At 70.5% G+C, this 25,492-nt stretch carries 27 protein-coding genes, 1 rRNA gene and 1 riboswitch; of the genes, 20 read left to right on the forward strand and 8 right to left on the reverse strand.

Annotated features, from left to right (window positions below; translation table 11 throughout):
• From rrf to ACIP67_RS40160, 12 genes are all read left to right on the forward strand, one after another.
• Positions 1 to 92 (forward strand): 5S ribosomal RNA (rrf, locus tag ACIP67_RS40105); the annotation flags it as partial.
• 110 nt (positions 93 to 202) lie between these two features.
• Positions 203 to 811 (forward strand): CDP-alcohol phosphatidyltransferase family protein, encoded by a 609-nt coding sequence (locus tag ACIP67_RS40110; protein WP_401698884.1) that lies wholly within the window; start codon positions 203 to 205, stop codon positions 809 to 811.
• Between the two features lie 115 nt (positions 812 to 926).
• Entirely contained in the window at positions 927 to 3,422 is a 2,496-nt protein-coding gene (locus ACIP67_RS40115) for a sugar phosphate nucleotidyltransferase (RefSeq protein WP_389517373.1), read from the forward strand.
• Between the two features lie 99 nt (positions 3,423 to 3,521).
• Positions 3,522 to 4,427 (forward strand): DUF881 domain-containing protein, encoded by a 906-nt coding sequence (locus tag ACIP67_RS40120; RefSeq protein ID WP_401698886.1) that lies wholly within the window; start codon positions 3,522 to 3,524, stop codon positions 4,425 to 4,427.
• Complete coding sequence (locus tag ACIP67_RS40125) at positions 4,424 to 4,756, forward strand: small basic family protein (RefSeq protein ID WP_030798533.1); 333 nt, start codon at positions 4,424 to 4,426, stop codon at positions 4,754 to 4,756. The genes ACIP67_RS40120 and ACIP67_RS40125 overlap by 4 nt, the downstream gene beginning before the upstream one ends.
• A 5-nt stretch (positions 4,757 to 4,761) precedes the next feature.
• A complete protein-coding gene (locus tag ACIP67_RS40130) occupies positions 4,762 to 5,670 on the forward strand; it encodes a DUF881 domain-containing protein (protein ID WP_401698890.1) in 909 nt (302 codons plus the stop codon).
• An 82-nt stretch (positions 5,671 to 5,752) separates the two neighbouring features.
• A complete protein-coding gene (locus tag ACIP67_RS40135; protein WP_389517467.1) occupies positions 5,753 to 6,637 on the forward strand; it encodes an FHA domain-containing protein in 885 nt (294 codons plus the stop codon).
• A gap of 43 nt (positions 6,638 to 6,680) precedes the next feature.
• Entirely contained in the window at positions 6,681 to 7,418 is a 738-nt protein-coding gene (locus tag ACIP67_RS40140; RefSeq protein WP_401698893.1) for a MerR family transcriptional regulator, read from the forward strand.
• Positions 7,419 to 7,503: 85 nt separating this feature from the next.
• The gene (locus ACIP67_RS40145; RefSeq protein ID WP_030833746.1) at positions 7,504 to 7,977 is read left to right on the forward strand and encodes a bifunctional nuclease family protein; all 474 of its coding nucleotides are present in this window, start codon (positions 7,504 to 7,506) and stop codon (positions 7,975 to 7,977) included.
• A gap of 263 nt (positions 7,978 to 8,240) precedes the next feature.
• The gene (locus ACIP67_RS40150) at positions 8,241 to 8,924 is read left to right on the forward strand and encodes a MerR family transcriptional regulator (protein WP_401698895.1); all 684 of its coding nucleotides are present in this window, start codon (positions 8,241 to 8,243) and stop codon (positions 8,922 to 8,924) included.
• Between the two features lie 186 nt (positions 8,925 to 9,110).
• Positions 9,111 to 10,574, forward strand: a complete 1,464-nt coding sequence (locus ACIP67_RS40155) for a DNA polymerase IV (protein WP_401698898.1) — start codon at positions 9,111 to 9,113, stop codon at positions 10,572 to 10,574.
• A gap of 17 nt (positions 10,575 to 10,591) precedes the next feature.
• Entirely contained in the window at positions 10,592 to 11,017 is a 426-nt protein-coding gene (locus ACIP67_RS40160; RefSeq protein ID WP_401698900.1) for a nucleotidyltransferase domain-containing protein, read from the forward strand.
• A 6-nt stretch (positions 11,018 to 11,023) separates the two neighbouring features.
• Here ACIP67_RS40160 and ACIP67_RS40165 read toward each other — a convergent pair whose 3' ends face one another.
• Positions 11,024 to 11,395, reverse strand: coding sequence for a PRC-barrel domain-containing protein (locus ACIP67_RS40165; RefSeq protein WP_401698902.1), 372 nt, complete (start codon positions 11,393 to 11,395; stop codon positions 11,024 to 11,026).
• A gap of 115 nt (positions 11,396 to 11,510) precedes the next feature.
• Positions 11,511 to 11,607: riboswitch (glycine riboswitch) on the forward strand.
• Positions 11,608 to 11,782: 175 nt separating this feature from the next.
• On the opposite strand from ACIP67_RS40165, the gene gcvP reads away from it, so the two are divergent.
• Complete coding sequence (gene gcvP / locus ACIP67_RS40170; RefSeq protein ID WP_401698905.1) at positions 11,783 to 14,668, forward strand: aminomethyl-transferring glycine dehydrogenase; 2,886 nt, start codon at positions 11,783 to 11,785, stop codon at positions 14,666 to 14,668.
• A gap of 80 nt (positions 14,669 to 14,748) precedes the next feature.
• Here the strand turns inward: gcvP and ACIP67_RS40175 are convergent, their stop codons facing one another.
• Both ACIP67_RS40175 and ACIP67_RS40180 read right to left on the reverse strand, forming a co-directional pair.
• Entirely contained in the window at positions 14,749 to 15,168 is a 420-nt protein-coding gene (locus ACIP67_RS40175; RefSeq protein WP_401698907.1) for a molybdopterin-binding protein, read from the reverse strand.
• 123 nt (positions 15,169 to 15,291) lie between these two features.
• A complete protein-coding gene (locus ACIP67_RS40180; RefSeq protein ID WP_385074085.1) occupies positions 15,292 to 15,687 on the reverse strand; it encodes a molybdopterin-binding protein in 396 nt (131 codons plus the stop codon).
• 283 nt (positions 15,688 to 15,970) lie between these two features.
• On the opposite strand from ACIP67_RS40180, the gene ACIP67_RS40185 reads away from it, so the two are divergent.
• From ACIP67_RS40185 to ACIP67_RS40205, 5 genes are all read left to right on the forward strand, one after another.
• Complete coding sequence (locus ACIP67_RS40185) at positions 15,971 to 17,518, forward strand: glycoside hydrolase family 43 protein (protein WP_401699141.1); 1,548 nt, start codon at positions 15,971 to 15,973, stop codon at positions 17,516 to 17,518.
• Between the two features lie 155 nt (positions 17,519 to 17,673).
• Positions 17,674 to 18,966 (forward strand): extracellular solute-binding protein, encoded by a 1,293-nt coding sequence (locus tag ACIP67_RS40190; protein ID WP_401699143.1) that lies wholly within the window; start codon positions 17,674 to 17,676, stop codon positions 18,964 to 18,966.
• A 6-nt stretch (positions 18,967 to 18,972) separates the two neighbouring features.
• Positions 18,973 to 19,974, forward strand: a complete 1,002-nt coding sequence (locus ACIP67_RS40195; RefSeq protein ID WP_401698910.1) for a carbohydrate ABC transporter permease — start codon at positions 18,973 to 18,975, stop codon at positions 19,972 to 19,974.
• A gap of 143 nt (positions 19,975 to 20,117) precedes the next feature.
• Entirely contained in the window at positions 20,118 to 20,882 is a 765-nt protein-coding gene (locus ACIP67_RS40200) for a carbohydrate ABC transporter permease (RefSeq protein ID WP_401699146.1), read from the forward strand.
• Between the two features lie 68 nt (positions 20,883 to 20,950).
• Positions 20,951 to 21,913 (forward strand): endo-1,4-beta-xylanase, encoded by a 963-nt coding sequence (locus ACIP67_RS40205; RefSeq protein ID WP_401698912.1) that lies wholly within the window; start codon positions 20,951 to 20,953, stop codon positions 21,911 to 21,913.
• Positions 21,914 to 21,918: 5 nt separating this feature from the next.
• Here ACIP67_RS40205 and ACIP67_RS40210 read toward each other — a convergent pair whose 3' ends face one another.
• Positions 21,919 to 22,152, reverse strand: a complete 234-nt coding sequence (locus tag ACIP67_RS40210) for a hypothetical protein (RefSeq protein ID WP_401698914.1) — start codon at positions 22,150 to 22,152, stop codon at positions 21,919 to 21,921.
• 214 nt (positions 22,153 to 22,366) lie between these two features.
• Between ACIP67_RS40210 and ACIP67_RS40215 the strand changes: the two genes are divergently transcribed.
• On the forward strand, positions 22,367 to 22,606 hold the full coding sequence (locus ACIP67_RS40215) for a helix-turn-helix domain-containing protein (protein ID WP_401698917.1): 240 nt from the start codon (positions 22,367 to 22,369) through the stop codon (positions 22,604 to 22,606).
• 106 nt (positions 22,607 to 22,712) lie between these two features.
• On the opposite strand, the gene ACIP67_RS40220 is transcribed toward ACIP67_RS40215, so the two are convergent.
• The 3 genes from ACIP67_RS40220 to ACIP67_RS40230 all read right to left on the reverse strand — a co-directional run bounded on the left by ACIP67_RS40220 (position 22,713) and on the right by ACIP67_RS40230 (position 24,552).
• The gene (locus ACIP67_RS40220) at positions 22,713 to 22,868 is read right to left on the reverse strand and encodes a hypothetical protein (RefSeq protein ID WP_401698919.1); all 156 of its coding nucleotides are present in this window, start codon (positions 22,866 to 22,868) and stop codon (positions 22,713 to 22,715) included.
• Positions 22,865 to 23,206 (reverse strand): hypothetical protein, encoded by a 342-nt coding sequence (locus tag ACIP67_RS40225; RefSeq protein WP_401698921.1) that lies wholly within the window; start codon positions 23,204 to 23,206, stop codon positions 22,865 to 22,867. Before ACIP67_RS40225 ends, ACIP67_RS40220 begins: the two co-directional genes overlap by 4 nt.
• A gap of 95 nt (positions 23,207 to 23,301) precedes the next feature.
• Positions 23,302 to 24,552, reverse strand: coding sequence for a helix-turn-helix domain-containing protein (locus ACIP67_RS40230; protein ID WP_401698924.1), 1,251 nt, complete (start codon positions 24,550 to 24,552; stop codon positions 23,302 to 23,304).
• A 117-nt stretch (positions 24,553 to 24,669) separates the two neighbouring features.
• Here ACIP67_RS40230 and ACIP67_RS40235 point away from each other — a divergent pair, with 117 nt between their 5' ends.
• On the forward strand, positions 24,670 to 24,852 hold the full coding sequence (locus tag ACIP67_RS40235; protein ID WP_401698926.1) for a hypothetical protein: 183 nt from the start codon (positions 24,670 to 24,672) through the stop codon (positions 24,850 to 24,852).
• 174 nt (positions 24,853 to 25,026) lie between these two features.
• Here the strand turns inward: ACIP67_RS40235 and ACIP67_RS40240 are convergent, their stop codons facing one another.
• Positions 25,027 to 25,356 carry a hypothetical protein gene (locus tag ACIP67_RS40240; protein WP_401698929.1) on the reverse strand — a complete coding sequence of 110 codons (330 nt, stop codon included), beginning with the start codon at positions 25,354 to 25,356 and terminating at the stop codon, positions 25,027 to 25,029.
• Between the last annotated feature and the right edge of the window lie 136 nt (positions 25,357 to 25,492).

Raw genomic sequence — 25,492 nt, forward strand, 5'->3', positions numbered from 1 at the left:
CGCCCGGTTACATTCCGAACCCGGAAGCTAAGCCTTTCAGCGCCGATGGTACTGCAGGGGGGACCCTGTGGGAGAGTAGGACGCCGCCGAACAATCATTGGAGCTCTGGCTCCCGGGCATACAACCCGGGAGCCAGAGCTTTTTTGCGTTGAGGTAAGGTCGGGGGGCATCGTTGGCTCGTTTTCCTACTGGAGGCCCCCGGGTGGAGGTCCAGGAGACCCGTGTTCAGACCGACCGGGTCCTCACCATCCCGAACATCCTCAGCATGGCGCGTCTCGTCGGCGTACCGCTGTTCCTGTGGCTGATTCTCAGGCCTGAGTTCGGGGGGCCGCAGAGCGACGGCTGGGCCCTGCTGGTGCTGGCTCTGAGCGGGGTCAGCGACTACCTGGACGGCAAGCTCGCGCGACGCTGGAACCAAGTCAGCAGCCTCGGCCGGCTCCTCGACCCGGCCGCGGACCGGCTCTACATTCTCTCGACCCTGGTCGGCCTCACCTGGCGGGACATTCTGCCCCTCTGGTTGACGGCTGTACTTCTCGCGCGGGAGCTGGTCCTGCTGGTGATGGTGGGCATCCTCAGACGGCACGGCTATCCGCCGCCGCAAGTGAACTTCCTGGGGAAGGCGGCCACCTTCAACCTGATGTACGCCTTCCCGCTTCTCCTGCTCAGTGACGGAACCGGATGGCTTGCGTCACTCGCTGCCATTTTCGGATGGGCGTTCGCCGGGTGGGGTACAACGCTCTATTGGTGGGCAGGAGTCCTCTACGTGGTACAAGTCCGCCGCCTGGTCCGTGCGGACGCCATGGCCGACTGAGCCCGCCGATCGCCTGCTGAGAAGTGGCTCGATGGCCCGCCGCCGAAAAGTGCGGGACAATCTGGACGGGTGAAGTCGGCTAGACCGTCGTCTCTTCAAGGAGGACGCTTCCGACATGAAGGCCGTCGTGATGGCCGGAGGCGAAGGCACGCGCCTTCGCCCTATGACCTCGAGCATGCCCAAGCCGCTCCTGCCGGTGGCCAACCGGCCGATCATGGAGCACGTTCTGCGGCTGCTCAAAAGGCATGGGCTCAACGAGACCGTCGTCACTGTTCAGTTCCTGGCGTCACTGGTCAAGAACTACTTCGGTGACGGTGAAGAGCTCGGAATGGAGCTCAGCTATGCCAACGAGGAGAAGCCACTCGGTACCGCCGGAAGCGTCAAGAACGCCGAGGAGGCGTTGAAGGACGACGCCTTCCTCGTCATCTCCGGCGACGCACTGACGGACTTCGACCTCACCGAACTGATCAACTTCCACAAGGAAAAGGGCGCGCTGGTCACCGTCTGCCTGACGCGAGTGCCCAATCCGCTGGAATTCGGCATCACGATCGTCGACGAGGAAGGCAAGGTCGAGCGCTTCCTCGAGAAGCCGACCTGGGGCCAGGTCTTCTCGGACACCGTGAACACCGGCATCTACGTGATGGAACCCGAGGTCTTCGACTACGTCGAGGCCGACGTGCCCGTCGACTGGTCCGGTGACGTCTTCCCGCAGCTCATGAAGGAGGGCAAGCCGATCTACGGCTATGTCGCCGAGGGCTACTGGGAGGACGTCGGCACGCACGAGAGCTATGTGAAGGCCCAGGCCGACGTGCTCGAAGGCAAGGTCGACGTCGAACTCGACGGCTTCGAGATCTCCCCGGGCGTATGGGTGGCCGAGGGCGCCGAAGTCCACCCCGACGCCGTTCTGCGCGGGCCCCTCTACATCGGTGACTACGCCAAGGTCGAGGCCGGCGCGGAAATCCGCGAACACAGCGTCATCGGCTCCAACGTCGTCGTGAAGAGCGGCGCCTTCCTGCACAAGGCCGTCGTCCACGACAACGTGTACGTCGGGCAGCACAGCAATCTGCGCGGATGCGTCGTAGGGAAGAACACCGACATCATGCGGGCCGCCCGGATCGAGGACGGGGCCGTCATCGGTGATGAATGCCTGATCGGTGAAGAATCGATCGTGCAGGGCAATGTGCGGGTCTATCCGTTCAAGACCATCGAAGCCGGCGCGTTCGTCAACACGTCGGTGATCTGGGAGTCCCGCGGACAGGCGCACCTCTTCGGTGCCCGGGGCGTCTCCGGCATCCTGAACGTCGAGATCACGCCCGAACTGGCCGTGCGCCTGGCCGGTGCCTACGCCACCACCTTGAAGAAGGGCTCCACCGTCACCACCGCCCGCGACCACTCCCGTGGTGCCCGGGCGCTGAAGCGGGCGGTCATCTCCGCGCTGCAGGCCAGCGCCATCGACGTACGGGACCTGGAGAACGTACCGCTGCCGGTGGCGCGGCAGCAGACCGCTCGGGGCAGCGCGGGCGGCATCATGATCCGGACCTCGCCCGGGGTACCGGACTCCGTGGACATCATGTTCTTCGACGGACAGGGCGCCGATCTGTCGCAAGGCGGTCAACGGAAGCTGGACCGGGTGTTCGCGCGGCAGGAGTACCGGCGGGCGTTCCCCGGAGAGATCGGGGACCTGCACTTCCCGGCCAGCGTCTTCGACTCCTACACCGGGTCGCTGCTGCGGAACGTGGACACCACCGGGATCTCCGAGTCCGGCCTGAAGGTCGTGGTCGACGCCTCGAACGGAAGCGCCGGGCTCGTCCTGCCGAGCCTGCTCGGCAAGCTCGGGGTGGACTCGCTGACCATCAACCCCGGTCTGGACGAGTCCAGGCCGACGGAGACGGCCGACATGCGGCGCCGGGGGCTCGTAAGGCTCGGCGAGATCGTCGCGTCCTCGCGGGCCGCGTTCGGCGTGCGGTTCGACCCCGTGGGCGAGCGGCTGTCCCTGGTGGACGAGAAGGGCCGGATCATCGAGGACGACCGGGCGCTGCTCGTGATGCTCGACCTGGTGGCCGCCGAGCGCCGCAGCGGGCGCGTCGCCCTGCCGGTGACGACGACCCGGATCGCCGAACAGGTGGCGGCCTACCACGGGACGCAGGTCGAGTGGACGACGACCTCGCCCGACGACCTCACCCGGGTCGGGCGGGACGAGTCCACGATCTTCGGCGGGGACGGCAAGGGCGGCTTCATCGTCCCGGAGTTCAGCAGCGTCTTCGACGGGACCGCGGCGTTCGTGCGGCTGATCGGGCTCGTGGCCCGGACGCAGCTCACGCTGAGCCAGATCGACGCGCGGATCCCGCGGGCACACGTCCTGAAGCGGGATCTGGCGACCCCGTGGGCCGTGAAGGGGCTCGTGATGCGGCGGGTCGTCGAGGCGGCCGGAGACCGCTTCGTGGACACCACCGACGGCGTCCGGGTGGTGGAGACGGACGGACGCTGGGTCATGGTCCTGCCGGACCCCGCCGAGGCCGTCACCCACCTGTGGGCCGAAGGCCCCGACGACGCCTCCGCGCAGGCCCTGCTGGACGAATGGGCGACGGTGGTGGACAGCGCCGGACGCTGACAGCACCTCCACGCGCGCGTGCCGGACAGGTGGCCCCGAAGGAGGCCTGTCCGGCACGCCGGTGGGGTCGTTCACAGGTAGTGGCCGCGACATGCGACGATGTGCGGCATGCCGCAGCAGCCCCCCGTTCGGAGCACACCCGCGCGCGCCTCGCGCCCGGACGCGTCCATGTCGCTGCTCACCAACGTCATGGACCACAGCCTCGACGACGGGTACGCCGAAGCGGCCGCCCGGAGACAGGCCGACGGCACCGGGGGTCTGCCCAAGACCCTGCGGGCCAGGCTGGGACTGGCCGCCGGGCTGGTGCTCGCGGCCCTCGTGGTGACCGTCGGCGCGGCCCAGGCGCGGACCGCCGCCCCGGTCGTCGCCAAGGAGCGCGAGGAACTGATCGACCGCATCGACCGCGAGACCGAGGCGGCCGACAAGCTCGAGGACACCGTCGACGAACTGCGCGCCGACGTGAGCGCCCGGCAGCGCGAGGCGCTCAGGGACAGCGGCGGCGGTGAGCAGGCGGAGCTGGTGGGCATGCTGGCGGGTGCCGTCGCGGTGCACGGGCCGGGGATCGAACTCGTCGTGGACGACGCCGAGGAAGCCTCCACGGGCGGCGACGGCGACGCCCGCGAGACCTCCGGGTTCTCCGACACCGGGCGGGTGCGCGACCGTGACATGCAGCGTGTGGTGAACGGGCTGTGGGCCTCCGGCGCCGAGGCGGTCTCCATCAACGGGCAGCGACTGACGGCGCTGTCGGCGATCAGGGCCGCGGGCGACGCGATACTGGTCGACAACAAACCGCTGGTGCCGCCGTACACCGTGCTGGCGGTGGGGGACGGGAAGAACCTCAGCAGCCGGTTCCAGGACAGCTCCGACGGGCTGTACCTGCACGCCCTGCAGGAGAACTTCGGCATCCGGACCGCCATCTCCGTGCAGGACGACGTCCGGGTGCCCGCCGCGCCGAGTGTGATCGTACGTACAGCACAGCCGATAACTGAGAAGGACACATCGTGATCGCCGTACTGGGCCTCGTCGTGGGCGTCGTGGCCGGCCTGTTGGTCCAGCCCGAGATTCCGGCCGCTGTCGTTCCGTACCTGCCGATCGCCGTCGTGGCGGCGCTGGACGCGGTGTTCGGCGGGCTGCGGGCCATGCTGGACGGGATCTTCGACGACAAGGTCTTCGTGGTGTCGTTCCTGTCGAACGTGGTCGTCGCCGCACTGATCGTCTTCCTGGGCGACGAGTTGGGCGTCGGGTCCCAGCTGTCCACGGGTGTGGTGGTCGTCCTCGGCATCCGCATCTTCTCCAACGCCGCGGCGATCCGTCGGCACGTGTTCCGGGCGTGAGGCCGATGAACAACCAGGACGAGACACGCCGGGACGAGACACACCGGAGCGGGACGCACCGTCACGAGCCGCACGGCAACGGGTCGCACCAGGACGACACGGCGACGACCCGGCTGCGCAGGGAGTTGCCCGCGGAGGTCCCCGCGGTGCCCGCGCAGCAGCAGGGGCCGGGGCAGGCCGCGGAGCCCGCGCTGACGGGGCGGCAGCGGCTGGTGCAGGGACTGTGGCCGCCGCGCGTGACCCGGGCCCAACTCATCGTCGCCGTGCTGCTGTTCGGCCTCGGCTTCGGCCTGGCCGTCCAGGTCGCCTCCAACAGCGAGAGCGGCAACGCCCTGCGCGGCGCGCGCCAGGAGGATCTCGTGCGCATCCTCGATGAACTCGATGACCGCACTCAGCGTCTTGAGGACGAGAAGCAAGGCCTCGAGGAGCAGCGGCAGGAGCTGGAGAACAGTTCCGACCAGGCCGAAGAGGCACGGAAGCAGACGGTCGAGAAGGAGAAGCAACTGGGTGTCCTGGCGGGCACGGTGGCCGCCCAGGGACCCGGCATCACCATGACCATCGAGGACACGAAGGGGACGGTCGAGGCGGACATGCTGCTCGACGCGATCCAGGAGCTGCGCGCGGCGGGGGCAGAGGCGATCCAGGTGAACGGTGTACGGGTCGTCGCCGGCACGTTTCTGACGGATTCCGGCAAGAGCGTGAGCGTCGACGGGAACAAGATCAACGCGCCCTATCGTTTCAAGGTCATCGGCAAACCGCAGGACCTCGAACCGGCGCTCAACATCCCTGGAGGCGTGGTGCAGACTCTTGAGAAGGAGCAGGCCACCGTGACCGTCGAGCGATCGACCAAGATCGTCGTGGACGCCTTGCGAGCGGCGCAGCAGCCTGACTACGCTCGGTCGTCCTCCCAGTGAACCGGGGGTGCATGGGGGTCGTCCGGCAGGGGCATGAGGTTGCGGGGGGTCGGCGCACCGATCGGGTGGTGCGTGGTGGAAACTGTCTGGTGGATACGGACGTTGTGAAGGTGTCCGGGTCGGCCGGTGTATTCAGTCAGGGTTCGTCCTGCCCCACGGGCGGGTCTGTTTCGGTCAAGGGGAATCGCCCGTGAAGTTGTTTGCGAAGTTGTTCGGCAAGAGCGCGCGAGAGGGCAGCGACAACGCGACCGCCCGTCATCGCGCACAGCCCGAGGCGGAGGGTGAGCGGCCGCTGTTCCGCGACCAGGTGGCTGGTCCGGGCGGTGACATTCCGGGAGGCCAGGGCGGGGCGTCGGTTGACCCTGCCCAGGCCGGCGGCATAGGTTTCGGCCAACCGTCGACCTCGAGTACGGGTGGAGGGTTTTCCCCTATGACGGCCCTGGTGTGTACGAGGTGCGGTAACCGCAACGCGGAGAACAGCCGCTTCTGCTCCAACTGCGGCGCGCCGCTGAGGCCGGGTCTGACGCCCGAGCGCGCGTCGGAGACGACCTCCACCATCTCCATCTCCGGTCTCGAGGCCTACGACTCCGAGACCACCGGTCAGACGCAGCTGCCGGCGCTCTCCCCCGAGGCGCAGGCCGCGGTGGACGCGCTGCCGCTCGGCTCCGCGCTGCTGGTCGTGCGTCGCGGGCCCAACTCGGGCAGCCGTTTCCTGCTGGACGGCGACCTGACCACGGCCGGTCGTCACCCGCAGAGCGACATCTTCCTCGACGACGTGACCGTCTCGCGCCGTCATGTGGAGTTCCGCCGTCGGCCGGACGGTTCGTTCACGGTGGCCGACGTCGGCAGTCTGAACGGCACGTACGTCAACCGGGAGCGGATCGACGAGGTCGCTCTGTCGAACGGTGACGAGGTGCAGATCGGCAAGTACCGGCTGGTCTTCTACGCGAGCCAGCGAGGCTACTGACCCTCCCCCGGGTTCCGTCCGGGGGTATCCCCAGGGAAGGTCCATGCTGCGAACACCGAGGGGCGGTGCCGGTCACGGCACCGCCGCCGTGGACGGCGGTCCGATGAGCATCGGCGCGGTGCTGAACGTGCTGCGTGACGAGTTTCCCGACGTCACCATCTCGAAGATCCGCTTTCTGGAGTCGGAGGGACTGGTCGAGCCGGAGCGGACCCCTTCGGGGTATCGCAAGTTCAGCGCGGAGGACGTCGAGCGCCTCGGCCACGTGCTGAGGATGCAGCGGGACCACTATCTGCCGCTCAAGGTGATCCGGGAGCACCTGGACGCCATGGAGCGCGGTGAGGCCGGGCCGTTGCCGACCGTGGGCCGGCAGCGGGACGGTGAGGCCGTGCCCGAGCTGTCCGACGTGCCCACGGTGGCCCGTATCGGGCGGGCCGAGCTGCTGGCGGCCGCGGGGGTAGAGGAGCCGGAGCTCGAGGAGTGGGAGGCGTACGGGCTCCTCGTGCCCCTGGAGGGCGGGGTGTACGACGCGGAGGCGGCCACGGTGGCCTCGCTCGTCGCCGAGCTGGGGCGCTTCGGTATCGAGCCCCGGCACCTGCGGGTGATGAAGGCCGCCGCGGACCGTGAGGCGGGGCTCGTGGACCAGGTGGTCGCCCCGCTCCGTCGGCATCGCAATCCCCAGACCAGGGCCCATGCGGAGGCCCGTACGAAGGAGCTCGCGGGGCTGACGGTCCGGCTGCACGCGGCGCTCGTGCAGACCGCGCTCGGCGTGCGGCTGCCCTGACGGGTGGGTGCTCCGGGAGGCCGGATCGGTCACCCGTTCCCGGCCCGACTACCCAAACGTCCCGGGCACGGCCTAGGGTTGCTGTGTGAACGAGCTCGATGTCGTAGGTGTCCGGGTCGAGATGCCCTCCAACCAACCGATCGTGCTGCTGCGTGAAGTGGGGGGCGACCGTTACCTCCCCATCTGGATCGGACCGGGGGAGGCGACGGCCATCGCCTTCGCCCAGCAGGGCATGGCTCCCGCGCGGCCGCTGACCCACGACCTGTTCAAGGACGTGCTGGAGGCCGTCGGCCAGGAGCTCACGGAAGTGCGCATCACGGACCTGCGCGAGGGGGTCTTCTACGCCGAGCTGGTCTTTGCCAGTGGTGTCGAGGTGAGTGCGCGCCCGTCCGACGCCATAGCGCTGGCGCTGCGCACCGGGACGCCGATCTACGGCAGCGACACGGTCCTGGACGACGCGGGCATCGCCATCCCGGACGAGCAGGAGGACGAGGTGGAGAAGTTCCGCGAGTTCCTCGACCAGATCTCGCCGGAGGACTTCGGCAGCAGCAACCAGTAGCGGGCGGTGCCCGCCCGTGCCCGGTCGGCGGGACGGGCCGCGCGCGGAAGGGCGCCGGGGCGTGCCCTGCCTGTCATGTGCCGGTGGCCCGTGAGAGCGGCCCACGGCTCCCGCTCCGCGCATTCGGCTAGCCTTTCCCCGCGGTGGGGTGCGGGAAACCACTCCTTGGGTGATTATCACTCGGCGTGGCGAGTGTGGCGATCGTTGACGCACCCCTGGTGACTGCCTACCGTCGAGAAGGCAGGTCAAGGACGGAGGTCGGCGTGGGAAGCAGCGGCGACGGTACGGCTGGGGGTGCCCCCGGATTCGGTGTCGGGGAGAGCGGTCCGTACCCTTCCCCGAGTTCTCGGCTGCGCTCGGGCAGGGGGTACCCCGCGCACAGCGGCGGGGCCGACCTCGCTCCCCAGCGACCGGCGGCCGTGCCGAGCAGCGGAGGGACGGCGTCCATGGCGTCCGAGCAGATCGGCTACCGGGGCCCGACGGCGTGTGCGGCCGCCGGCATCACCTATCGACAACTGGACTACTGGGCGCGCACCGGGCTCGTCGAGCCGAGTGTGCGGCCCGCGCACGGGTCCGGAACACAGCGTCTGTACAGCTTCCGGGACGTCGTCGTCCTGAAGATCGTCAAGCGGTTCCTCGACACCGGTGTCTCACTGCAGAACATCCGCACCGCCGTCCAGCACCTCCGTGAGCGCGGGTTTCGCGACCTGGAGCGCATGACGCTGATGAGCGACGGTGCCACGGTCTACGAGTGCACCTCGCCGGACGAGGTGCACGCGCTGCTCCAGGGTGGCCAGGGCATCTTCGGGATCGCGGTGGGCGTGGTGTGGCGGGACGTCGAGAGCGCGTTGTCCCAGCTGCACGGCGAGCGGGTGGACACCGGGGAGACGCTCGTCGGGCACAACCCGGCGGACGAGCTGGCGCGGCGGCGCAACCGGGCGGTCTGAGACCCGACGGGTGCGGGCGGGCGGCCCCCGATCGGAGAGGTGCCGGGCGGGCGGTCGGGGGCGGCGGGACGGCGTCCCGGGGCCGTCCGGGAGCACAAGGGCGCGACATGCGGGCGGTCCGGTGCTCCGGTGCCGTTGTGGGTCGGTCCGGTGCCGTTGTCAGTGGTGTGGTGCAGCATCGGAGATGTGAGAAACGCGCCCACGATCCTGCATCTCGACATGGATGCCTTCTTCGCCCAGGCGGAGCAGGCGTCCAAGCCGAGTCTGCGCGGGAAGGCCGTCGTCGTGGGCGGGCTGGGGCCGCGCGGGGTGGTGGCGACCGCCTCGTACGAGGCAAGGGTCTTCGGGGTGCACTCGGCGATGCCCATGGCCCAGGCCCGCCGGCTGGCGCCGAACGCCGCCTACCTCACCCCGCGCTTCGCGTTCTACCGGTCGATCAGCGACCAGGTGATGGGGTTGCTGCGGTCCCTGTCCCCGTTGGTCGAGCCGCTGAGCCTGGACGAGGCGTTCGTGGACCTGGAGGCCGGGGAGGCGGCCTGGGACAGCGGGTCGGCGCGGCTGGCCGGGGTGCGGCTGCGGGCGGACATCAGTGCGGTCACCGGCCTCACGGGATCGGTGGGACTGGCCGGCTCCAAGATGCTCGCGAAGATCGCCTCGGAGCAGGCCAAGCCCGACGGCCTGGTGCTGATCGAGCCGGGCACGGAGCGGGCGCTGCTCGGGCCGATGCCGGTGCGGACCCTGCCGGGGGTGGGTCCGGCGACCGGTGACCATCTGCGCCGGGCGGGGATCACCACGGTCGACGAGATCGTCGAGGCCGGTGAGGACGAGCTCGTGCGGCTGCTGGGCAAGGCCCACGGGCACGGCCTGTACGCGATGGCGCTGGCGCGGGACGACCGGCCCGTGGTGGCGGAGCGGGAGGCCAAGTCGGTGTCGGTCGAGGACACCTACGACGTGGACATCCATGACCGGGTGCGGGTGGAGCTGGAGGTGCAGCGGCTCGCCGACCGGTGTGTGCGCAGGCTGCGGGGGGCCGGGCTGTCGGGGCGGACCATCGTGCTGAAGGTGCGGCGGTACGACTTCTCCACGCTCACCCGGTCCGAGACCCTGCGGGGGCCCACGGACGATCCCGCGGTGGTGCGGGAGGCGGCCGGCCGGCTGCTGGACGCGGTGGACACCACGGGCGGGGTACGGCTGCTCGGGGTCGGTGTCAGCGGCCTGGCCGATTTCACCCAGGAGGATCTGTTCGCGCAGGTGGCCGAGGCGAGAGCGGAGGGCGTCGAGGAGGAGGTGCCGGACGAGCCGGTGCGGGAGGACGCGGTGCCGGACGGGCACCAGTGGCGTCCGGGGCACGATGTGCGGCACGCCGTGCTGGGGCACGGCTGGGTGCAGGGCAGTGGCCTGGGGCGGGTCACCGTGCGGTTCGAGACACCGCAGTCGGAGGTGGGGCGGGTGCGCACGTTCCGGATCGACGACCCGGACCTGGAGCCGGCGGATCCGCTGCCGCTGGTCCGGCGAAGACCGGAAGAGGTCCCGACGACGCACGGCGCGGTGGGGGACGCGGACGAGGCGGTGGCGGACGTGGCGGGGGAGGTCGGGGACGCGGGGCCGGCGGGCGGGGTGCCGGCGGGGCGACCTGGGACCGTCCGGTGACCGGGGAGGGTGCTTCCGTGGTGTCGCCGCAGCGGTGTGCCGAGGTCCGGACGGTGGTGGAGCGGGTCACGGCGTGGGCCCTCGGCCGGAGTGACGTCGTCGGGGTGCTGCTGGTCGGGTCATGGGCCCGGGGCGCGGCGCGGCAGGACTCCGATGTCGACCTCGTCGTCCTGACGACCCGGGCCGCGGGGTACGCCGACGATGACGCCTGGTTCCGCGAGCTGGCCCTGGGTGAGCTGATCCGTGTCAGGGCGTGGGGGCCGGTCACCGAGTGGCGGCAGGTCACCGCCTCCGGGCTGGAGGTCGAGGTGGGCATCGGCGCGCCGGACTGGGCCCGCGCGGACCCCGTCGACGCCGGGACCCGGCGGGTCGTGCGGGACGGAGCGCGTGTCCTGCTCGATCCCGCCGGGATGCTGGCGCGGCTGCTGCGGGCCTGCGGCTGACCGGGGTCAGGTGTCGTCCCGGCCGGCCAGGGTGCCGAAGTCGTGGTCCACCGCCGGGGGAGGGGCGCCCACGTCGAGTCCGTAGTGGTGGTAGAGCTGGAGCTCCTGCTCCGGGGAGAGGTGGCGGCCGACGCCGAAGTCCGGGGCGTCCTTGATCAGAGAGCGGTCGAAGGGGACGCGCAGGGTGCCCTCGACCAGCTCGCTGGGCTCCAGGGGGACGAAGGCGTCCCGGGAGAACAGGCCGGTCCGTATCGCCGCCCACTCCGGCACGCCGGTGGCGTCGTCGAGGTAGACCTCGTCGATCGTGCCGATCTTGGTGCCATGACGGTCGAACGCCTTGCGGCCGATCAGGTTGCGCGGATCGATGTCGGTCTGCACGGGCCCTCCACTTGGTCGCAACTCATCCGTAAGCACTACAAAAGAGCACATCTGTGATGGCGGCCACTCGACAGGGGGGCACCGTTGACCTCGCTGGTAGTCTGACTACGGCTGCTGACCCCGTGCGGGAGAGTCCTCCGGCAGAACACCGGAGGCGCCGAAGGAGCAAATCCTCCCCGGAATCTCTCAGGCCCACGTACCGCACGGACGAGGTCACTCTGGAAAGCAGGGCGGACGTCGATGGCTTCCGCCCTCACCGACGGTGAAAGCCGGGCGTCCACGGGCGGCCGGTGAAGCTCTCAGGTCGAGATGACAGAGGGGGAGGCCGTCCGGGTACCCGTGCCGTGGTGCCCCTCGAAGGTCGCGTCAGACCAGGAGGCCTCCGCAATGACCGCCCCTCGCATTCCGCTCTCCGACCTCGAACGGGCCAACCCGTTCGAGCAGCGCCACATCGGGCCCGACCAGGAGGCGCGGGCCAAGATGCTCGCGCAGGTCGGGTACGGCTCGCTGGACGAGCTCACCGCCGCCGCCGTCCCCGATGTGATCAAGAACGCCGACGCGCTGGATCTGCCGGACGCGCGGTCCGAGGCCGAGGTGCTGGCCGAGCTGCGCTCGCTGGCCGACCGCAACCAGGTCCTCGACTCCATGATCGGCCTGGGCTATTACGGGACGTTCACGCCGCCGGTGATCCTGCGCAACGTCATGGAGAACCCGGCCTGGTACACGGCCTACACGCCGTACCAGCCGGAGATCTCCCAGGGGCGGCTCGAGGCGCTGCTGAACTTCCAGACCATGGTCGCCGACCTCACCGGGCTGCCCACGTCCGGTGCCTCGCTGCTCGACGAGGGCACCGCCGCCGCCGAGGCGATGGCTCTCTCCCGCCGCATGGGCAGGAACAAGAAGGGCCTGTTCCTGGTCGACGCGGACGCGTTGCCGCAGACCATCGCCGTGATCGAGGCGCGGGCCGAGCCGACGGGCGTGGAGGTGGTCGTCGCCGACCTCGGCGACGGGATCCCGGCCGAGGTCGCCGAGCGCGAGATCAACGGCGTGCTCCTCCAGTACCCGGGTGCCTCCGGCGCCGTACGCGACCTCAGGCCGGTCGTCGAGCAGGCCCACGCGCTGGGCGCGCTCGTCACCGTCGCCGCCGACCTGCTCGCGCTGACGCTGCTGACGTCGCCCGGTGAGCTGGGCGCGGACATCGCGGTCGGCACGACGCAGCGGTTCGGTGTGCCGATGGGCTTCGGCGGGCCGCACGCCGGCTACATGGCCGTCCACGAGAAGTTCGCGCGCAGCCTGCCCGGCCGGCTCGTCGGCGTGTCCGTGGACGCGGACGGGAACAAGGCCTACCGGCTGGCGCTCCAGACGCGTGAGCAGCACATCCGCCGGGAGAAGGCCACCAGCAACATCTGCACCGCGCAGGTGCTGCTCGCCGTCATGGCCGGGATGTACGCCGTCCACCACGGCCCCGAGGGGCTCAGGGCGATCGCGCGGCGCACCCACCGGTACGCCTCCGTCCTGGCCGGCGGCCTCAGGGCCGGCGGTGTCGAGGTCGTGCACGGCTCGTTCTTCGACACGCTGACCGTGCGGGTGCCCGGCCGGGCCGCCGAGGTCGTCGCGGCCGCGCGCGAGAACGGCGTCAACCTGCGCCTCGTCGACGCCGACCAGGTGTCGATCGCCTGCGACGAGACCACCGGGCGGGCCCAGGTGAGTGCCGTCTGGGCCGCCTTCGGGGTCGACGGCGACATCGAGGAACTCGACGCGGCGACCGAGGACGCGGTGCCGGCCGGGCTGCTGCGCACCGACGCGATCCTCACCCATCCCGTCTTCCACCGGCACCGCTCCGAGACCGCGATGCTGCGCTACCTGCGCCGGCTCGCCGACCGGGACTACGCGCTCGACCGCGGCATGATCCCGCTGGGCTCCTGCACCATGAAGCTCAACGCGACCACCGAGATGGAGCCGGTCACCTGGCCCGAGTTCGGGCAGTTGCACCCGTTCGCGCCCGCCGAGCAGGCGGAGGGCTACCTCACGCTCATCCATGAGCTGGAGGAACGTCTCGCCGAGGTCACCGGGTACGACAAGGTGTCCCTCCAGCCCAACGCCGGGTCGCAGGGCGAGCTGGCCGGCCTGCTCGCCGTACGGGGGTACCACCGGGCCAACGGTGACGAGCAGCGGACCGTGTGCCTCATCCCGTCGTCCGCGCACGGCACCAACGCCGCCAGCGCCGTGATGGCCGGCATGAAGGTCGTCGTGGTGGGCACGGCGGGGGACGGCGAGATCGACGTCGAGGACTTGCGGGCGAAGATCGACAAGCACCGGGACGAGCTCGCGGTCCTGATGATCACGTATCCGTCGACGCACGGCGTGTTCGAGGAGCACGTCGCCGACATCTGCGCCCGGGTACACGAGGCCGGCGGGCAGGTGTACGTCGACGGCGCCAACCTCAACGCGCTCGTCGGACTCGCCAAGCCGGGGCACTTCGGCGGTGACGTCTCGCACCTGAACCTGCACAAGACGTTCTGCATCCCGCACGGCGGCGGCGGCCCCGGCGTCGGGCCGGTGGCCGTGCGCTCGCACCTGGCGCCGTACCTGCCCAACCACCCGCTCCAGCCCGCCGCCGGGCCGGAGACGGGCGTGGGGCCGATCTCGGCCGCGCCCTGGGGCTCCGCGGGCATCCTGCCGATCTCGTGGGCGTACGTGCGGCTCATGGGCGGGGACGGGCTGAAGCGGGCCACGCAGGTGGCGGTGCTGTCCGCCAACTACATCGCCAAGCGGCTGGAGCCGCACTACCCGGTGCTGTACACCGGCCCCGGCGGGCTGGTCGCGCACGAGTGCATCATCGACCTGCGGCCGCTCACCAAGGCGACCGGGGTGAGCGTCGACGACGTGGCCAAGCGGCTCATCGACTACGGGTTCCACGCACCGACGATGTCGTTCCCGGTGGCCGGCACGCTGATGATCGAGCCGACCGAGTCCGAGGACCTGACCGAGCTCGACCGGTTCTGTGAGGCGATGATCGCGATCCGTGCGGAGATCGACAAGGTGGGTTCGGGCCAGTGGCCCGCCGACGACAACCCGCTGCGCCACGCCCCGCACACCGCGGCCGCGCTCGGCGGGGAGTGGGAGCACCCCTACACGCGCGAGGAGGCCGTGTTCCCGGCCGGGGTGTCCGCCGCGGACAAGTACTGGCCGCCGGTGCGCCGTATCGACCAGGCCTTCGGTGACCGGAACCTGGTCTGCTCGTGCCCGCCGCTGGACGCGTACGAGGACTGAGCGGGCAGTCGAGGGCCCCGTCCGTGCCGGACGGGGCCCCCGGCCGTGCCGGGCCTGACCGATCTGCCCGGACAGCACGGCTAGGCCGTGGCCAGGGCCACTTCGGTCGACTTGATCAGTGCGACGACGTCGGAGCCCACGAAGAGGCCGAGGTCGGTGGCCGCCTCCCGGGTGATCGCCGCGGTGAGCTCGCCGGCCGCGACGGAGACCTTCACGGACGCCATGGCCGCGCCGAGGGTGAGGCCCACGACCGTGCCGGGGAGCCGGTTGCGGATGGACAGGCCCTCGAGGTGGCCGGTGGCGAGGGACACCTCCGTCGCCTTCACCAGCGCCTGCACGGTGGAGCCCGGGGCGAGATGCAGCTCGGTCACCGCCTCCTGGGTGATCGCCGCGGTGAGCGTGGGGCCTCCGGTGAGCCGGACCTTGACGGTGGCCATCACCTCGCCCGGGGTGACGTCGCTGACGGTGCCGGAGAGCTGGTTGCGGATGCTCAAGGTCATGGGACCCCACCGTAGGGCCCCATGACCTCCATGCCGGGGATGTGCGCGTCTGTGCCGCCGAAGTCCACGCCCTCCACGCTGGTCACCCGCCGCCTGCACGTCGGTCCACGGGAGAGCGCCCGATCAGACCCGGTCGATGTGCACGTTCGTCGACTTCACTCGCGCGGTGGCCTCCATCCCCACCTCCAGGCCCAGTTCCTCGACGGCCTCCCGGGTCAGCAGGGAGACGAGGCGGTGCGGACCGGCCTGGATGTCGACCTGGGCGGCGACGTCGCCGAGCTTGATCGCCGTGACGATGCCGGGGAACGCGTTGCGCACGGAGGTGTAGGAGGCGCCCTCCTCGCCGCTGCCGGAGCCCGCGAGCTCGACGGAGAACGCGGCGAGGTCCTTGCCGTCGATGAGGCGTCGTCCGGTCTCGTCGCGGTGGGTCGCCACTCGGCCCGCGTCCGCCCAGCGGCGCGCGGTGTCCGGGCTCACGCCGAGCAGCCGCGCGGCCTGGCCGATGGTGTAGGACTGCATGCCGGTCACGATAGGCGGTGCGATCCGAGGCCGGGCGCCGGGCCCCGGAGCACGCCGTGCGACGTCCTCCTTGCCGAGCCGTCGGCCGCCGCCTACAGTCCGCTCCGTAATGTTCGTCGAAGAGACCGAATGTTTCGACCGCTTCGGTCTCCCGAAGGGGTGCAGGCACATGAAGGCGAACGACGGCACGGATCGCAGGGCGGGCGGCGGGGGCGGCGGCGCCACGAGCGACGCGGCGGGTGACACGGCCACCGGCACCACGGCCACCGGCACCACGGACGCCATGGCGGACGGCGCGACGGACGACGGCGCGGCCGGCCGGACCTACGGCAACCCCGTCATCCCCGGCTTCCACCCCGACCCCAGCGTCTGCCGGGTCGGCGACGACTACTACGTCGTCTGCTCCAGCTTCGAGTACTTCCCGGGCGTCCCGGTCTTCCACAGCCGTGACCTCGTCCACTGGCGCCAGATCGGCAACGTCCTGGACCGCCCGGCCCAACTGTCGCTGCCGGACGACCTGCCGGCCTCCGCGGGGATCTACGCGCCGACGATCCGGTACCACGACGGCCGGTTCTACATGATCACCACCAATGTCGCCGGCGGCGGGACCTTCCTCGTCACCGCCGAACGGCCGGAGGGGCCGTGGTCCGACCCGGTCTGGATCGACCTGCCCGGTATCGACCCCGACCTCGCCTGGGACGAGGACGGCTCCTGCTGGTGTGCGGTCTCGGGGGTGCGGGTCGCCCGGATCGACCCGGTGACCGGCGAGGTGCTCGAAGGGCCGGTGCCCGTGTGGTCGGGGACGGGACTCCAGCATCCCGAGGCCCCGCACCTGTACCGCATCGGGCGGTGGTGGTACCTAATGCTGGCCGAGGGCGGCACGGCCCACGGCCACAGCGTGTCCGTCGCGCGGGCCAGGTCGCCGCTGGGCCCGTACGAGGCCGCCCCCGCCAATCCCGTCCTCACCCACGCCGGCACCGATCTGCCCGTCCAGTGCACCGGTCACGCCGACCTCGTCGAGGCGGCCGACGGCCGGTGGTGGATGGTGCTGCTCGGGACGCGTCCGCGCGGCTGGTTCCCCCGGTTCCACGTGCTCGGCCGGGAGACCTTCCTGGTCCCGGTCGAGTGGGTCGACGGCTGGCCCCGGACGGGTCCGGTGCGCGAGCGGCACCCCGCGCCGGCGGGCGCCTGGCACCCCGTCCCGCCCGAGCCGGAGCGGGACGACTTCGACGCCCCCGTCCTCGCCCCCCACTGGATCTCCCCGCGCCGCAGGCCCGAGGGCTCCTGGTCGCTGAGCGACCGCCCCGGCCGGCTCACCCTGACCGCGACCGGCGACAGCCTCGACCGTCCGGGGCACACCTTCGTCGGCCGCCGCCAGCGCCACCCCGACTGCCGTACGGCGGCCCGTCTGGAGCCCGGATCCGGGCGCGCCGGGCTCTCCGTCCGCCTCGACGAGGCCCACCACTACGACCTGGAGGTGAGCGGGGGAGAGGCAGGCGTGGTCGTCCGGATCGGGCCCGTACGGCAGTGGGTCGCACGACGGCCGGTGCCGCCCGGTCCCCTCACCCTCGTCGTCGACATCCGCACGACCGACCAGGTGGCGCCGTCCGTGACGGCCTCGGGGCAGCGGGCCGACGGGGTGCGCCCGGCCGGTCCCGACACGATCGCCTTCTCCGTCGAAACGGCGGACGGCACCGAGGCGCTGGCGGAGCTCGATGGCCGGTACCTCTCCACCGAGGTGGCCGGCGGTTTCACCGGCAGGGTCATCGGGCTCTACGTCACCGAGGGCACCGCGGCCTTCGACTGGTGCGAGCACCGGCCGACCCGCTGAACCGCACCCGCCGGATTGCCTGTGTTCAAGGGGTTGCCACCCCTCGGAGCCTGTCTCTAGGGTGCGGCAGCAGCGAAGCTTTCCGAATCTCAAGCGAAACTTTCGACATCGGACGGACAGCGGTGTGTGCCGTCCCGAACCCCGAGGAGCGCATGATGGGCCACCCGGCACTGTCCCGCCGCGGCTTCCTGGCGGCCTCCGCCGCGGCCGGTCTGAGCATGACGGCACTGAGCGCCTGCGGCGGCGACTCGGACGGAGGGTCGTCGGGGACGACCACCATCGAGTGGTGGAACATCTCCACCACCCAGCCGACGAAGGACGTCTGGGCCGGTCTGGCCCGGCAGTTCGAGGCGCAGAACCCGAACGTCAAGATCAAGATCGTTCAGCTGGAGAACGACGCCTACAAGTCGAAGATGACGGCCCTGACCGCCTCCGGGAAGCTTCCCGACATCTTCCACACCTGGGGCGGCGGCGTCCTGCGGCAGCAGATCGACGCCGGGCTCGTCGAGGACCTCACCGAGCGCACCCAGGACTGGGCGAAGGGCCTGCTGCCGGTCGCCAGTGAGCCGTACCTCTTCGACGACCGGACCTACGGCATCCCGTTCGACATCGGGATGATCGGCTTCTGGTACAACAAGGCGCTCTTCCGGCAGGCCGGCATCGACGCGCCGCCCACCACCTGGAGCGGATTCCTCGACGCCGTCGGGAAGCTGAAGTCCGCCGGTGTCACCCCGCTCGCCCTGGCCGGGAAGGAGAAGTGGCCCGGCATGTACTACTGGGCCTACCTCGCGATGCGCACCGCCGGAGCCGACGCCGTCCAGAAGGCCGGCGACGACAAGGACTTCACCGGCGAGGGCTTCGTCCAGGCCGGGCAGCACCTGAAGGAACTGGTCGACCTGGAGCCGTTCCAGAAGGGCTTCCTCGGCGCCGCCTACTCCAGCCCCACCGGGCAGGCCGCCACCGTCGGCAACGGCAAGGCCGCCATGGAGCTCATGGGCCAGTGGGCGCCCGTGGTGCAGGCCGACGCGGGCAAGGGGCTCGGCACGGACCTGGGCTTCTTCCCGTTCCCCGCGGTCGAGGGCGGCAAGGGCGCGCTCACCGAGGTGTTCGGCGGCGGCGGTGGCCACGCCCTGCGCGCGGGCGCCCCGCAGGCGGCCGTGGACTTCCTGAAGTTCTTCGCCTCCGCCGCCACCGACACCGAACTGGTCGAGAAGACCGGCGTCCTGCCCGTCGTACCGGCCGCCGAGAGCGCCCTCACCGACCCCAACCTCACCGCCGTACAGACCCAGTTGAAGGCGGCCACCGGCTTCCAGCTCTACCTCGACCAGGCGTACGCGCCCGCCCTCGGCCAGGAGGTCAACGACAGCGTCGCCGCCCTCATCGCCGGTTCCAAGTCGCCCCAGCAGGTCGCCGAGTCGATCACCAAGGTCGCGAAGGAAGAGCAGTAGCCCGCGATGACCTCGACCTATCTCCCGGACGAGCGGAGCGGCCCGGACGCCGACGCCGTGCTCCCGCCCCCGGCCGCCGGTCCGGCCCGGGGACGGGCCCGGCGCGCGCGGCACTGGCTCACCGCCGTCGGCCTCCAGGTGCCCGCCCTGGTGCTGTTCGGCACGCTGGTGCTGCTGCCGATGCTGTTCGCGCTGTACGCCGCGTTCTTCCGCTGGGGCGGCTTCGGCATGCCCGAGGACTACGTCGGCGGCGACAACTTCACCCGGCTCTTCGAGGACCCCGTCTTCCTCGGTGACCTGTGGCGCTGCCTCCTCCTGGTGCTGCTCTCGCTCGTTCTCCAACTGCCGTTCGCGCTCGCCCTGGCGGTCGCGCTCAACCAGCGGATCCGCGGCCGGGCCGTGTACCGGATGCTGTTCTTCGCGCCGTACATCCTCTCCGAGGCGATCACCGGCGTGCTGTTCGGCATGATCTTCGCGCCGGACGACGGCCTCGCCGACCACGTCCTCGGCGCGGTCGGCCTGGACGGGCTGGGCGGGCAGTGGTTCGCCGACCCGTCCACCGTCATGGCCACCCTGTTCCTGGTCATGACGTGGAAGTACTTCGGCTTCCACATGATGCTCTACCTGGCCGGACTCCAGTCCGTCCCGGCCGAGCTGACCGAGGCGGCCCTCATCGACGGGACCGGACCCTGGCAGCGCTTCCGGCACGTCACCCTGCCGCTGCTCGCGCCGACGCTGCGGATCAGCGTCTTCCTGTCCGTCATCGGCTCGATCCAGCTCTTCGACCTGGTCTGGGTCACCACCGCGGGCGGCCCCGACCACCACTCCGAGACGATGGCCGTGACCATGTTCCAGTACGGCTTCAAGCGCTACCAGGTCGGCTACGCCAGCGCGATCAGCGTGGCCATGTTCGCCATCAGCCTCGTCTTCGCCCTCGCCTACCAGCGGTTCGTGCTCCGCCGCGACCTGGAGGGGGCCACCACCACCCTGCGAGGAGGCGGTTCATGAGCGTCCGCAAGACAGACGGTTCCGTGCGCCCCGGCAGGAGCGGCGGTGCCGTGCGCGCCCGCACGTCCGGCGGTGCCGTGAGCGTCCGCAGGACCGGCCGGACCCTTCCCCTGCACCTCGTCCTCGTCGCCGTCGGCGCGGTGATGGCCGTGCCCCTCGTCTACGCCGTCCTGTCCGGCTTCAAGTCCACCGACGAGCTCTCCCGCAACCCCGTCGGCCTGCCCGACGCGTGGATCACCGCCAACTACACCGACATCCTGGGCGCCGGCTCGTTCTGGCGGCTGGTCGGCAGCAGCACCCTCATCGCGGTCGGTACGACGATCGTGGTGGTCGCGGTGTCCGCGCTCGCCGCGTTCTCCTTCGCCCGGTTCGCCTTCCGCGGCCGGGAAGCGCTGTTCACCCTGTTCACGATGGGGCTGATGTTCCCCTTCGCGGTGGCCGCCCTGCCCCTGTTCCTGCTGCTGCGCTCGCTGGACCTGCTGGACAACCCGCTCGGTGTGATCCTCCCGCAGGCCGCCTTCGGCCTGCCGATGACCATCGTGATCCTGCGGGGCTTCTTCCGGGAGATCCCCGCCGAACTGGAGGAGGCCGCCACCCTCGACGGCTGTGGCCCCCTCGGCTTCTTCTGGCGGATCCTGCTGCCCATGGCCCGCCCGGCCCTCGGCACGGTCTCCGTCCTCGCCGTCGTGGGCAGTTGGAACAACTTCTTCCTGCCGCTGCTGGTCTTCACCGACTCGACGTGGTGGACGATCCCCATCGGCGTCCAGCAGTTCCAGGGCCAGTACTCCGCCGAGTACGCCCGGGTCTTCGCCTATCTGGTCCTGGCCATGGTCCCCGCCCTGGCCTTCTACTCCGTCGCCGAGCGCCAGCTCGTCGGCGGCCTCACCGCCGGCGCCACGAAGGGATGACGCGCGCCCGCGGACGCACCACCGCCTCGTACGGCTCACCCACACCACCGATCGTGAGGAGTCGCACCATGTCCCGCACGTTCCGCACCTCCCGCACCCGGCTCAGACTCGCCGGGGCCCTCGCCGCCTCCCTCGTCGCCGCGGGTGTCGCGAGCGGCCCGGCCGCGCAGGCGGGCGAGCAGCACGAGGCGAGGACGCTCGCCGAACTCGCCCAGCGGCACGGCCGCTACTTCGGCAGTGCCACCGACAACCCCGAACTCGCCGACGAGCCGTACACGGCCGTCCTCGGCAGCGAGTTCGACATGATCACGCCCGGCAACGGCATGAAGTGGTACGCCACCGAGCCGCAGCAGGGCGTCTTCGACTTCTCCGCGGGCGACGAGATCGTCGGCCTCGCCCGAGCCGCCCACCAGGAGGTCCGCGCCCACACCCTGGTCTGGCACAGCCAGCTGCCCGGCTGGCTGACGAGCAGGGAGTGGACGGCCGACGAGCTGCGGGCCGTCCTGAAGAACCACATCCAGACCGAGGTGCGGCACTACCGGGGCCAGGTCTACGCCTGGGACGTCGTCAACGAGGCGTTCAACGAGGACGGCACCTACCGGGAGACGGTCTTCTACCGGACGCTCGGCCCCGGCTACATCGCCGACGCCCTGCGCTGGGCCCACCAGGCCGACCCGAAGGCGAAGCTCTACCTCAACGACTACAACATCGAGGCCGTCGGCCCGAAGAGCGACGCCTACCACGCCCTCGCCCAGGAGCTGAAGGCCCAGGGCGTCCCCCTCGACGGCATCGGCCTCCAGGCCCATCTCGCCCTCCAGTACGGCTATCCGACGAGCCTGGAGGAGAACCTCCGGCGGTTCGCCCGCCTCGGCCTGGACACCGCGCTCACCGAGGTCGACGTACGGATGCAGCTGCCGGTGACCGAGGAGAAGCTGGCCCGGCAGGCCGAGTGGTACGGGGACCTGACCGAGGCGTGCCTCGCGGTGCGCCGGTGCGCCGGCATCACCGTCTGGGACCACAAACGTTTTTAGAGTACTCAGTTGTTCTGCTGGGGTGACTGGCCAGGTTGCGTGATCTCGTCCACCAGATGGAGCGTCTCGTCGAGTCGGCGTCGTAGCTTCTCGACGAGGAGGATGAGGCCCGCAGCGTCCAGCTGTGCGAGGTCGGCTGTGCGGGCGGTTTCGAGGTCGATGCGGGCGAAGTTGACGCGGGCTCGTTGGAAGTCGGTGAGGGTGCAGTCCGGGGTGGGGCGGCCGTGCTCGTCGTTCATGGGGTGTCGCCTGTCGCCGTGCTGGGTGGAGGGGTGTGTGGAGAGTGCAGTCATCCTGTGACGCGCCTTTGTTCGTTGACAATGGGTCAATGATCACGTCATCCGAACGGGTGTTTTAGCTGGCCTGGCCCTTGCAGTACTGACCGGTTCTTGATCTAGGAAAGCCTAATGACTTGGGCAGACATTTGATCTTGACCCGTCGAGCGTGGGACGGGTGCACGCCCTGCCCGACGACGACTCATGGATCGCCGACCACCGCCGCGCGATCGGTGACGCCATCCGGCGGGAGCGGCTCCACCAGAACCGGACTCAAGACGACGTCTGGCTTTGCGCGGGCATCAGCAGGTACACGCTTCAGCGCGCGGAGGGCGGCCAGGACGTCACGCTCTCCACCCTCCTGCGGATCGCCCGCGCTCTCAATGTCCCGCTGTCTCATCTCGTCGAGGCGGAGTGACCCGCCGCCCGCACGGGGATGACGGTGCGGCGGGCCACTCCCGGGCCGCCATCAGGGGCGGCCTTCCCGGCCGGCCGGAGCGACGGACACAGCCGGCCGGGGAGTCTCAGCGCCGTATCGGCGCTTCCTGGCGACTCGACCGTCGGCAGTACTGCTTGTGCAGGTACTCGGTGGGCCGGGCACCGGACAGGGAGTCAGGGATGATCTCGTGGTAGCCCTCGCCCGGACGGATCTGCTTGCCGCAGCGGCTGCAGACCTTCATCGCGCCAGCCGGATCACTCGGTTCAGGGCGCGGCCTGTCTCGCAGATCGGGTGCTGCCGGCAGTCCGGGCACGGCTCGTCGCCGGTCGTGTGGTCGAAGAGCGCACCCAGGGCCGCCGCGCTCACTGCTGTGCGGGAGGCTCGCAGGTAGACCGTACGCCCGTCGTGCTGGCGCTCGCCGAGTGCCACGGCGGTCGCCGCGTTCAGTGCCTCGCCGCTCCAGATGCAGACGCGCCCTGCGAGCTGGAGCTCGGAAAGGGAGGACAGATCCGGGAGGGGGAGCAGCCCGAGAGCCTGATAGGTGGGCATGCCGCTGATCACGGCAGGGTCTGATGCCATCGCTCACGCCTCCACGGTCACGGTGATCCGTCTCACACCTGCGACCGTAGAGGCGCTCACGACCAACCGATGACCGGAATCCGGTCACCCCTCTGTCATGCCGCCAAAATCCCGACCCCCACCGCAAGCTCCGACGCACGCCGACGCCGGGCCGCCTGCTTCGACTCGACCTCCTCGAGGATGATGCGCCGCGCGTACCCGTTGTAGGCGATCGTGTCCGGGGCCGCCTTGTGCGCCTTCTCGAGCGTGGCGATCGCGACATCCGGCTGCCCGTCCAACTGGTAGCCGCGGGCCTCTTCGATACGGTGACGGGCGCGCCGCGGCTTCGACTTGATGACCGCCGTGTCCGCTCGAGCGGCCTGCCGGACGGACTCGCCGCCCTGGTGCAGTTCGACGGCGACGGTGACGGCATGGGCGCCCATGATGGCCTGCGAGAAGCTCGTGACCGAGTGGTAGTAGTCCGCGGGCAGCCTCGAGGCCATGGTGTTCGCCTTGTCCCAGTGCCGCCACGCCGTGCCCGTCTCACGCCGGCGGGCGGCGGTGTAACCCAGCTCGAACTCGAGGGCCCCCGCGATAGCGAGGACTTCATCGTCGGCATCGGGGAGGAGCGGCTCGAGGAAGCGGACGGCCTCGAGGTTGACGGCATCCGCGGCGTCGAAGTGCCGGGGGCCGGAGTCGCGGTGGGCCTGCGCCAGCAGCCAGGCGGCGACGCCGATAGCGTGTGGGTCGCCGGAGTCCTGGGCGGCGACCATGCCGCGCTCCGCGACCCGCCACAGCAGACTCGAGTCTGGTTGGTAGGCGATGAAGAACTGCGACAGCGAGTACGTCTGGGCGAGCAGGGCCTGCGCATGCCGGCGGTCGTTGCTCGAGTCAGCGTGCCGCACCAGTGCTTGAGCATCCCGGATCAGATCCGGTAGCAGTCGGCCGATGACCTCGCGATGGTTGGGCGCCTGGTGCCTGGCCTTCCACGCGGCGTGCAGGCGGGCCTCGAGATGTGCGGGGGGCGGCGGTTCGGCGCTTGAGGCGAGCGGGAACGAGTCGATGGCGGCCTTGACCGCGGCGAGCCTTGGGTGGCCGGGGCCGATGAAGAGGTCGACGTGCGTGTCGGGGTGGCCTGTGAGGTCGGCGAGGTCGCGGACGCGCAATGCTTCGGCGATGCGCATCACCATGTCGAGGCCGGGGGCTTGCTGTTGTCCGTTCTCGAGTTTGCGGAGGGTGTGGGGGGAGATGGCGATGAGGTCGGCGAGTTGTGCGCGGGTCATGCCGCGGCGCTCGCGGAGGATTTGCACGCGCTGGCCGAAGCGCAGGGGGTCGGCGTATGGGTCGGGGGTAGCATCGGTTGGCATGGTCTCGCCCCTTCTCTGGACGGCTCGTCACCTTCAGGGTAGGGGCGGGGCCTTGTTCGTGTGGGTTCGTTGTAACCGTCATGAGTGAGGCGGGGTTGTGCTCGATATCCTGGGGGCATGTCCCCCCACTCCCCGGCCTGCGGGTCCGTGCGCTCTGCTGCGGTCGTGAACGAGGTGATCCGGGCGTTGGTGTTGCGGGCGCGGGGGCGGGAGTGGACGCGGGCGGAGCAGGCGTTGTACGGGCTGCTGCGGGATGAGTGGGTGGACGCGCTCCGGAACGAAGTCGCCGAAGCGGCATAAGGGTGCGGGCAGCCGCATGGCCTCCCGTGGGGAGCCGGGAGGCGCGGCGGGCCCTGCCGCATCGGCGACACACGGCAGGGCCCAGCAAGGGGAATCCACCTGGGGGAGGGAGGTTCCCGCCCCCACACCATGCACCACAACCAGCCACAGCGATAGATCACGGGCCGGAAATCGTCACACCCCGGTCCGGTTGTACTCGTCGACCCTGTCCGGCGGCGCCGGAGGCTCCAGCCCAGCCCCCCGCATCTGCGCCGTCAGCTCCCCCACATACAGAGCAAACGACCTGACCAGTGACCGAAGTGACCGAGCCTCCGCTTTCAGGTCGTCGATGTCCCTCTGCATGTCGTCCCGAATCTCCCGGAACGCAGCCAGATCCGCCTGCCGCTGCGACGGCTCCGCCTGGATCGCAGCCGCCGCACGACCGCCCCGGTACGTGAACCAGCCCGTCACCACCACACCGACGACGGTAACCGCCGCCCCCGCAAGGCCCAGCCAGCCATTCATGCCGGTCTCCCGTCCTGCTCAGGCGGCACCCGCGAGGCGCACCAGATCACGCCGCAGTGCGACGTCATGTACCACACAAACACCCACATGCCACGGGCATAGTCTCCCACCACCCCAGCCCACCCATAAGCGAACG

The organism is Streptomyces sp. NPDC088812 (assembly GCF_044750285.1).
Lineage (GTDB): Bacteria > Actinomycetota > Actinomycetes > Streptomycetales > Streptomycetaceae > Streptomyces.

Bases quoted from the DNA above. Each gene is read 5' to 3' on its own strand.
- ACIP67_RS40115 (WP_389517373.1), top strand. From the start codon at position 927: ATGAAGGCCGTCGTGATGGCCGGAGGCGAAGGCACGCGCCTTCGCCCT.
- ACIP67_RS40120 (WP_401698886.1), top strand. From the start codon at position 3,522: ATGTGCGGCATGCCGCAGCAGCCCCCCGTTCGGAGCACACCCGCGCGC.
- ACIP67_RS40130 (WP_401698890.1), top strand. From the start codon at position 4,762: ATGAACAACCAGGACGAGACACGCCGGGACGAGACACACCGGAGCGGG.
- ACIP67_RS40140 (WP_401698893.1), top strand. From the start codon at position 6,681: ATGCTGCGAACACCGAGGGGCGGTGCCGGTCACGGCACCGCCGCCGTG.
- gcvP (WP_401698905.1), top strand. From the start codon at position 11,783: ATGACCGCCCCTCGCATTCCGCTCTCCGACCTCGAACGGGCCAACCCG.
- ACIP67_RS40175 (WP_401698907.1), bottom strand. From the start codon at position 15,168: ATGACCTTGAGCATCCGCAACCAGCTCTCCGGCACCGTCAGCGACGTC.
- ACIP67_RS40180 (WP_385074085.1), bottom strand. From the start codon at position 15,687: ATGCAGTCCTACACCATCGGCCAGGCCGCGCGGCTGCTCGGCGTGAGC.
- ACIP67_RS40185 (WP_401699141.1), top strand. From the start codon at position 15,971: ATGGCGGACGGCGCGACGGACGACGGCGCGGCCGGCCGGACCTACGGC.
- ACIP67_RS40190 (WP_401699143.1), top strand. From the start codon at position 17,674: ATGGGCCACCCGGCACTGTCCCGCCGCGGCTTCCTGGCGGCCTCCGCC.
- ACIP67_RS40195 (WP_401698910.1), top strand. From the start codon at position 18,973: ATGACCTCGACCTATCTCCCGGACGAGCGGAGCGGCCCGGACGCCGAC.
- ACIP67_RS40200 (WP_401699146.1), top strand. From the start codon at position 20,118: ATGGCCGTGCCCCTCGTCTACGCCGTCCTGTCCGGCTTCAAGTCCACC.
- ACIP67_RS40205 (WP_401698912.1), top strand. From the start codon at position 20,951: ATGTCCCGCACGTTCCGCACCTCCCGCACCCGGCTCAGACTCGCCGGG.
- ACIP67_RS40210 (WP_401698914.1), bottom strand. From the start codon at position 22,152: ATGAACGACGAGCACGGCCGCCCCACCCCGGACTGCACCCTCACCGAC.
- ACIP67_RS40220 (WP_401698919.1), bottom strand. From the start codon at position 22,868: ATGAAGGTCTGCAGCCGCTGCGGCAAGCAGATCCGTCCGGGCGAGGGC.
- ACIP67_RS40225 (WP_401698921.1), bottom strand. From the start codon at position 23,206: ATGGCATCAGACCCTGCCGTGATCAGCGGCATGCCCACCTATCAGGCT.
- ACIP67_RS40230 (WP_401698924.1), bottom strand. From the start codon at position 24,552: ATGCCAACCGATGCTACCCCCGACCCATACGCCGACCCCCTGCGCTTC.
- ACIP67_RS40235 (WP_401698926.1), top strand. From the start codon at position 24,670: ATGTCCCCCCACTCCCCGGCCTGCGGGTCCGTGCGCTCTGCTGCGGTC.
- ACIP67_RS40240 (WP_401698929.1), bottom strand. From the start codon at position 25,356: ATGAATGGCTGGCTGGGCCTTGCGGGGGCGGCGGTTACCGTCGTCGGT.